Raw genomic sequence first — 6,807 nt, 5'->3', positions numbered from 1 at the left:
CGGCGGAAGGTGCCGGCGAAGCGCCACTGCTCCAGGCTGACGATGAGGTGCAGCGTGGGCAGGGCCTCGGGGCTGACCAGCAGCCAGCCGCAGGTCGAGTGGGAGTTGATCGGCTGCAGCGGGAAGTGGCCGTGGTGGCGCAGCGCCGCGATGTGCGCCCGGCTCAGGCCCAGTTCGGCGACGCAGGCCGGCTTGCCGATGCGTGCGGCGATGGCGCTGACCTGCGGCGCATAGCTGCGCGCGTAGTCCAGCAGCGGCAGCCACAGCGTCATCAGCAGCAGCCAGCACAGGGCGGCGCCGCCGGCGGGCATGACCAGCGTCTTCCACAGCGCGGCGCGGTGGCGGCCGGTGCGCCAGCGCACCAGGGCGATCCAGGCGACGGTGCCGGCCACCGCGAAGAGGAAGGCCAGGCCGGAGAACTCCGGCGTGAAGCCCGGCGCCAGCTTCGCTACGTTGGCCGCCGGCTTGGCCGGCACGCCGGTGTGCAGCGAGATCCAGTAGACCCAGATGAACAGCGCGCAGCCCGAGAAGAAGAGCAGGGTGAACCAGTCGATCAGCGCCGACACGCTGCGCCGGAAGGTGGGTAGCGCGAAGGCCGCGAGCGTGGCCAGGGCGGGCAGGCCCAGCAGCAGCGAGCGGTCGGACGACCCGGTGAACAGCGTGCTGAACAGCACCACCAGCACCAGCCACAGCGGCACCGCCACGTGGCGCGCCGTCAGCTGCAGCCGCCAGCGCCACAGCGTCCACAGCGCCAGCGGCCAGGCCGGCCAGGTGAACCACACCAGCAGCTTCAGCAGGCTGCGCCACTCCGCGGCAGCGGAGGCGCCCGGCTGCGCGCCGGGCCAGGCCAGGCGCCAGTGGAGCTGATGCAGCGCCGCTGCCACCGCGAGGGCGGCCAGCAGCCAGGCGGCCATCGTGGCGATGGCCGGGATGGAATAGGTGGGGGCAGGGTGGTCGCCGTCGTCCGGCTCCTGCGGGCGCAGGCGCTTTTCGCGCAGGGCCAGTGCCAGCAGGCCGGCGCCCGACGCCAGGCCCAGCGCGGGCGCGCCGCTCAGCGCCAAGCCGAGGCTGCCGACGCCGAAGGCGATCATGGGCGCGGCCCGGCGATAGGGCAGCGCCGCCGCGCCGTAGAACAGGCAGCTGACGAAGAACAGTTGGGCCAGCGCCGGGGTCGTCTCGTGCCCCAGCTGGGCCAGGCCCAGGCAGGCGATCAGGGCCAGCAGGCCGCCGTCGGCGATGGCGCGCGCGTAGTCGGTCGGGCGCGCCTCGCCGCCGAAGGCGAAGGCCACCGGCTGCGCGCGCGGGGTGCGGGCGAGGTAGTAGACGGCGTACCAGGTGGCCGAGAAGGTGCCCCACAGCATCAGGGCGAACACCACGCGCACGGCCAGGTCCGGCCGCAGCCAGGGCATCCACTGGATGGCCCAGGCGCCCAGCCAGTAGGGCAGCAGCGCGGGGATCTCGGGGCGCAGCCCGAGCAGGTGGGGGTCGAACCAGCGGGCCAGCCCGGCGCCGCCCTCGGCCAGCGCCGCCATGTAGCCGAAGGCGGCCACATCGGCGCTCTTCCAGGGGCCGCGCCCCACCAGGCCCGGCAGCAGGTAGGCCGCGCACAGCAGCAGCAGTGCCACGCGCGGCAGGCGGCGCGCGGCGCTCCGGGTGACGATGGCGGGCGTGGGCTGGTTCAAGGCGCGAAAGCGGTGGCGGCGCGGGCCGGAAATGAAAAGGGCAGCGCGGTCACCCGGGCTGCCCTGGCACCGACAGGCGGCGCGTCGTCAGTGGTTCTTACTTGGACAGCGCGGTCTTGCCGAAGCGGTTGCGGAAGCGCTCCACGCGGCCGCCCATGTTGTCCACCGACTTCTGCGTGCCGGTGTAGAAGGGGTGCGATTCGCTGGAGGTGTCCAGCTTGTACAGCGGGTATTCCTTGCCTTCGAAGGTGTCGGTTTCCTTCGTGTTCACGCACGAACGGGTGACGAACTTGAAGCCGTTGGACAGGTCCACGAAGAGGACTTCGCGGTAGTCGGGATGGATGCCTTCTTTGGCCATGATGGTTTTCCTTGGAGGTCGATGCGAGAGCCACACAACGCAGGCATGCCGGGCATGAAAGCGGCGCACTTTTCGCGGGAAGCCTTCGATTATCGCATACTGGCGCGGCCATGAGTCAAATCGAACCTGCAAGAGACGCCGGCACGAGCCCCATCGGGGTGGGGCTGGTCGGCTACGGCTTCGCCGGCCAGACCTTCCATGCCCCGGTGCTGGCAGCCGTGCCGGGCCTGCGGCTGGCGGCGGTGGCCAGCTCGCAGCCCGACAAGGTGCGCCGCGACTGGCCGCAGGCCGCGGTGGTGCCCGACGTGCATGCGCTGGTGGCACGCCAGGACGTGAAACTGGTCGTCGTCGCCACGCCCAACGCCCAGCACCACCCGGCGGCCCGCGCGGCCCTGCTGGCCGGCCGGCACGTGGTGGTCGACAAGCCCTTCACCCTCGACGCCGCCGAGGCACGCGATCTGGCGGCGATGGCCGCGCACCTGCGGCGTGTGCTCTCGGTCTACCAGAACCGGCGCTTCGACGCCGATTTCCTGACGCTGCGGGAGGTGCTGGCGCGCGGCCGCGTGGGGCGCCCCGTGTACTTCGAATCGCACTTCGACCGCTACCGTCCCGGGGTGCGCGAGCGCTGGCGCGAACAGGACGTGCCCGGCGCCGGCCTCTGGGTCGACCTCGGCTCCCACCTGCTGGACCAGGCGGTGCAGCTCTTCGGCCGCCCGGACACGCTGCAGCTCGACACCGCGAAGCTGCGCGACGGCGCCCGCGTCGAGGACCATTTCCATGCGCTGCTGCGCTACGAATCGGGCGCAGCGGCGCCGCTGCGGGTGGCGCTGCACGCGACCGCCCTGGCCGCCCACCCGGCGCCGCGTTACCTGCTGCACGGCACGCTGGGCAGCTACGTGAAGCACGGGGTGGACCCGCAGGAGGATGCGCTGCGCGCCGGCGGCCGGCCAGGCGGCGAGGACTGGGGCGTGGACGTCCGGGAAGGGGAACTGGCGTTGCCGCAGGACGACGGCAGCATGCGCGTCGAGGCCGTGCCGAATCTGCGCGGCGACTACACCCGCTTCTACGCCGCGGTGCGCGACGCGATCCTCGGGCGCGGCGCGGCGCCCGTCACCGCCGACGAGGCGGTGGACCTGATGGAACTGCTGGACCTGGGCCGGCGCAGCGCGCGCGAAGGCCGGGCGCTCGCCGTGCGCTGAAGAAAGGGCGGAGGCCTAGCCGCCGCGGCGCATCATGTCGAAGAATTCGACGTTGGTCTTGGTGGCCTTCATGCTCTTGAGCACCATCTCCATCGCCTCGATCTCGTCCATGTTGTACATGAACTGGCGCAGGATGCGGGTCTTCTGCAGCACCTCGGGCGCCAGCAGCAGTTCCTCGCGGCGGGTGCCGCTGCGGTTGAGCTGGATGGAGGGGAAGACGCGCTTCTCGTACAGGCGCCGGTCGAGGTGGATTTCGCTGTTGCCGGTGCCCTTGAACTCCTCGAAGATCACTTCGTCCATGCGGCTGCCGGTGTCGATCAGCGCGGTGCCGATGATGGTCAGCGAGCCGCCTTCCTCCACGTTGCGGGCGGCGCCCAGGAAGCGCTTGGGCCGGTGCAGGGCGTTGGCGTCCACGCCGCCGGTGAGCACCTTGCCGGAGGAAGGCACCACGTTGTTGTAGGCGCGGGCCAGGCGGGTGATCGAGTCGAGCATGATCACCACGTCCTTCTTCAGCTCGACCAAGCGCTTGGCGCGCTCGATCACCATCTCGGCCACGTGCACGTGGCGCGCGGCGGGCTCGTCGAAGGTGGAGGCGATCACCTCGCCCTTGATCGAGCGCTGCATCTCCGTCACTTCTTCCGGCCGCTCGTCCACCAGCAGCACCATCAGGTGCGTCTCGGGGTAGTTGGTGCTGATGGCGTGGGCGATGTGCTGCATCATCACCGTCTTGCCGCTCTTGGGCGGCGCCACCAGCAGCGCGCGCTGGCCTTTGCCGATGGGCGCGATGATGTCGATGATGCGCCCGGTGATGTTCTCGTCGCCTTTGAAGTTCTCGCGCTCGAGCTTCATCTGCTCCTTGGGGAACAGCGGCGTGAGGTTCTCGAACATCACCTTGTGCTTGTTCGCCTCGGGCGCGCCGTCGTTCACCTTGTCGAGCTTGGTCAGCGCGAAGTAGCGCTCGCCGTCCTTGGGGATGCGCACCTCGCCCTCGATCATGTCGCCGGTGTGCAGGTTGAAGCGGCGCACCTGGCTGGGGCTGATGTAGATGTCGTCGGTGCTGGCGGTGAAGCTGGTGTCGGGGCTGCGCAGGAAGCCGAAGCCGTCGGGCAGGATCTCCAGCACGCCGTCGGCGAACACCTGCTCGCCGGCCTTCGCGCGCTTCTTGATGAGGGCGAACATCAGCTCCTGCTTGCGCATGCGGCTGGCGTTGTCGATTTCGAGCGCTTCGGCCTGCTTCAGGAGTTCGGAGACGTGCAGTGCCTTGAGTTCGTTCAGGTGCATGGAATGGCCCCGCGTGGGGAATTCGTGGAAGGAGGACGGCGGGAGAGGGGGAGGGGGCTTGCAGCGGGGCGAGATGTGTGCCCCGGAAACCCTGGAACTCGAACCGTGCCCTTGGGTCGGGGCCGGCGATTGGTGAGGGATTATGACAGGAAAAAAAGACAGGCGGCCGAGGCATTGCGCGCCCGGCCGCCCGTGGGTTCGTGGCGCGCCCGCACGTCAGGCGAGCTGCTGTTCGAGGAAGGCCGTCAGTTGCGCCTTGCTCATCGCGCCGACCTTGGTGGCGGCGAGCTGGCCGTTCTTGAACAGCATCAGCGTCGGGATGCCGCGGATGCCGAACTTGGCCGGGATGTCGCGGTTCTCGTCCACGTTCATCTTGGCGATCTGCAGCTTGCCTTCGTAGGCGGTGGACACGTCGTCCAGGATGGGCGCGATCATCTTGCACGGGCCGCACCACTCGGCCCAGTAGTCCACCAGCACCGGCTTGTCGGACTGCAGGACGTCGGCTTCGAAGGAGGCGTCGGAGATGTGCTTGATCAGTTCGCTGGCCATGTCGGGATTCCTTGGGGTTGGGCACGAACCGCAGGCGCGGTCGTGGTGTCCTGAAGATTGTGGCAGATGCGTCGCGGCCCTGCTGCGCGTCGTGGCTATGGCAACGATAGCCCGGTCCTTGTCCGCGCGGCCCGTCGGGTGGCGGAAAGGCATCTGAAAAGGAAGATGGAAAGGTGACGAGCCTTACCCCCGGCACTGGCTACACAGTTAGGGCTGCTTGGTTCCCCACCTGACCCGGTTGGCCGCTTCACCATGCGGGGAGGCCCGTCGAGGTGCATTCTAGCCGGCGTGCATCGCCGCTTCGCCGCGGGGGCGGGCAAGTCCGGCGCGCGGGCCGGCTTTTAGAATCGCCGCAATGTCCTACCTCGTGCTCGCCCGCAAGTACCGCCCACGCAACTTCGGCGAGATGGTGGGCCAGGAACATGTGGTCCAGGCCCTGACCAATGCATTGACGCAGCAGCGCCTGCACCACGCCTACCTGTTCACCGGCACGCGCGGCGTGGGCAAGACCACGGTGTCGCGCATCCTGGCCAAGTCGCTCAATTGCCAGGGCGCCGACGGCAGCGGCGGTATCACCGCCACGCCCTGCGGCGTGTGCCAGGCCTGCACCGAGATCGATGCCGGCCGCTTCGTCGACTACACCGAGCTGGACGCCGCCTCCAACCGCGGCGTGGACGAGGTGCAGGGCCTCCTGGAGCAGGCGGTCTACAAGCCGGTGCAGGGGCGCTTCAAGGTCTTCATGATCGACGAGGTGCACATGCTCACGAACACCGCGTTCAACGCGATGCTCAAGACGCTGGAGGAGCCGCCGGAGTACCTCAAGTTCGTGCTCGCCACGACCGATCCGCAGAAGGTGCCGGTCACGGTGCTGTCGCGCTGCCTGCAGTTCAACCTGCGGCCGATGGCGCCCGAGACGGTGCACGAGCATCTGGTGCGCGTGCTGGGCACCGAGCAGGTGCCGGCCGAGCCCGGCGCGCTGCGCTTGCTGGCGCGTGCTGCGCGCGGTTCGATGCGCGACGCGCTCTCGCTCACCGACCAGGCCATCGCCTACGGCAACGGCACGCTGGCCGAGGCCGGCGTGCGCCAGATGCTGGGCAGCGCCGACCGCGGCCACGTGCACCGGCTGGTCGAGGCGTTGGCGCAGGGCGACGGGCGCACCGTGGTCGAGACGGTCGAGGCCATGCGCGACGCCGGCCTGTCGGCCGCCTCCACGCTGGAGGAGATGACGGCCGTGCTGCAGGCCATGGCGGTGCTGCAGGCCGTGCCGGCGCGCGCGGCGCAGCAGGACGCAGGCGATCCCGACGCGCAGGAGGCCGCGCGGCTGGCGGCGCTGATGCCGGCCGACGAGACGCAACTGCTCTACAGCATGTGCCTGCACGGCCGCGCCGAGCTCGGCCTGGCCCCCGACGAATACGCCGCGCTGACCATGGTGCTGCTGCGCCTGCTGGCCTTCAAGCCGGCGGCCGAGGACGGCGCGACGGAAAAAAAAACTCTGCTGAATCCCGCGCCGCCGGCTGAGGCGCGGCCGCCGGCACCCGCCCCCGTGGCGCGGGCCGAACCGCCTGCGGTCGTGGTTGCGCCGCAGCTGCCGGAACCGCCCGCCCCGGCGCCCATGCCGGCGCCGCTTGCTGCGGAGCTGCCGCCGCCGACGTCCGCGGCACCCGCCGTGCAGGCCGCGGGCCAGCGGCTGCCGGTCGTCGATGCGCCCCGCCGTCCGGCCGCGCCGACCGCTCCCGCC

General features: G+C 70.3%; 6 protein-coding genes and 1 other RNA gene. 2 read left to right on the top strand and 5 right to left on the bottom strand.

The window, feature by feature from the left end; translation table 11 throughout:
• Both ACIY1X_RS19740 and ACIY1X_RS19735 read right to left on the bottom strand, forming a co-directional pair.
• Nucleotides 1–1,682, bottom strand: a 1,682-nt coding sequence (locus tag ACIY1X_RS19740) for a hypothetical protein (RefSeq protein ID WP_399683797.1), incomplete at its 3' end; no start/stop codon positions are given.
• A gap of 97 nt (nucleotides 1,683–1,779) precedes the next feature.
• Nucleotides 1,780–2,040: a type B 50S ribosomal protein L31 gene (locus ACIY1X_RS19735; RefSeq protein WP_038215781.1), complete on the bottom strand. Its 261-nt coding sequence runs from the start codon at nucleotides 2,038–2,040 to the stop codon at nucleotides 1,780–1,782.
• A 110-nt stretch (nucleotides 2,041–2,150) separates the two neighbouring features.
• On the opposite strand from ACIY1X_RS19735, the gene ACIY1X_RS19730 reads away from it, so the two are divergent.
• Nucleotides 2,151–3,239 carry an oxidoreductase gene (locus ACIY1X_RS19730; RefSeq protein ID WP_399683794.1) on the top strand — a complete coding sequence of 363 codons (1,089 nt, stop codon included), beginning with the start codon at nucleotides 2,151–2,153 and terminating at the stop codon, nucleotides 3,237–3,239.
• Between the two features lie 15 nt (nucleotides 3,240–3,254).
• Here ACIY1X_RS19730 and rho read toward each other — a convergent pair whose 3' ends face one another.
• From rho to ffs, 3 genes are all read right to left on the bottom strand, one after another.
• Nucleotides 3,255–4,520 (bottom strand): transcription termination factor Rho, encoded by a 1,266-nt coding sequence (rho, locus tag ACIY1X_RS19725; RefSeq protein WP_038215784.1) that lies wholly within the window; start codon nucleotides 4,518–4,520, stop codon nucleotides 3,255–3,257.
• A 216-nt stretch (nucleotides 4,521–4,736) separates the two neighbouring features.
• Entirely contained in the window at nucleotides 4,737–5,069 is a 333-nt protein-coding gene (trxA, locus tag ACIY1X_RS19720; protein ID WP_038215789.1) for a thioredoxin TrxA, read from the bottom strand.
• 172 nt (nucleotides 5,070–5,241) lie between these two features.
• An RNA gene (gene ffs / locus ACIY1X_RS19715) (signal recognition particle sRNA small type) lies at nucleotides 5,242–5,338 on the bottom strand.
• Between the two features lie 86 nt (nucleotides 5,339–5,424).
• Here ffs and dnaX point away from each other — a divergent pair.
• A partial coding sequence (dnaX, locus tag ACIY1X_RS19710) for a DNA polymerase III subunit gamma/tau (RefSeq protein WP_399683790.1) occupies nucleotides 5,425–6,807 on the top strand: 1,383 nt, incomplete at its 3' end.

It is taken from the genome of Xenophilus sp., assembly GCF_044462705.1.
Taxonomy (GTDB): domain Bacteria; phylum Pseudomonadota; class Gammaproteobacteria; order Burkholderiales; family Burkholderiaceae_C; genus Xenophilus; species Xenophilus azovorans.
The sequence above is the reverse complement of the archived record's forward strand: the minus strand, read 5'-3'. Positions and strand labels throughout refer to the sequence as shown.

Coding starts and splice junctions, on each gene's coding strand:
- ACIY1X_RS19735 (WP_038215781.1), bottom strand. CDS start 2,040: ATGGCCAAAGAAGGCATCCATCCCGACTACCGCGAAGTCCTCTTCGTG.
- ACIY1X_RS19730 (WP_399683794.1), top strand. CDS start 2,151: ATGAGTCAAATCGAACCTGCAAGAGACGCCGGCACGAGCCCCATCGGG.
- rho (WP_038215784.1), bottom strand. CDS start 4,520: ATGCACCTGAACGAACTCAAGGCACTGCACGTCTCCGAACTCCTGAAG.
- trxA (WP_038215789.1), bottom strand. CDS start 5,069: ATGGCCAGCGAACTGATCAAGCACATCTCCGACGCCTCCTTCGAAGCC.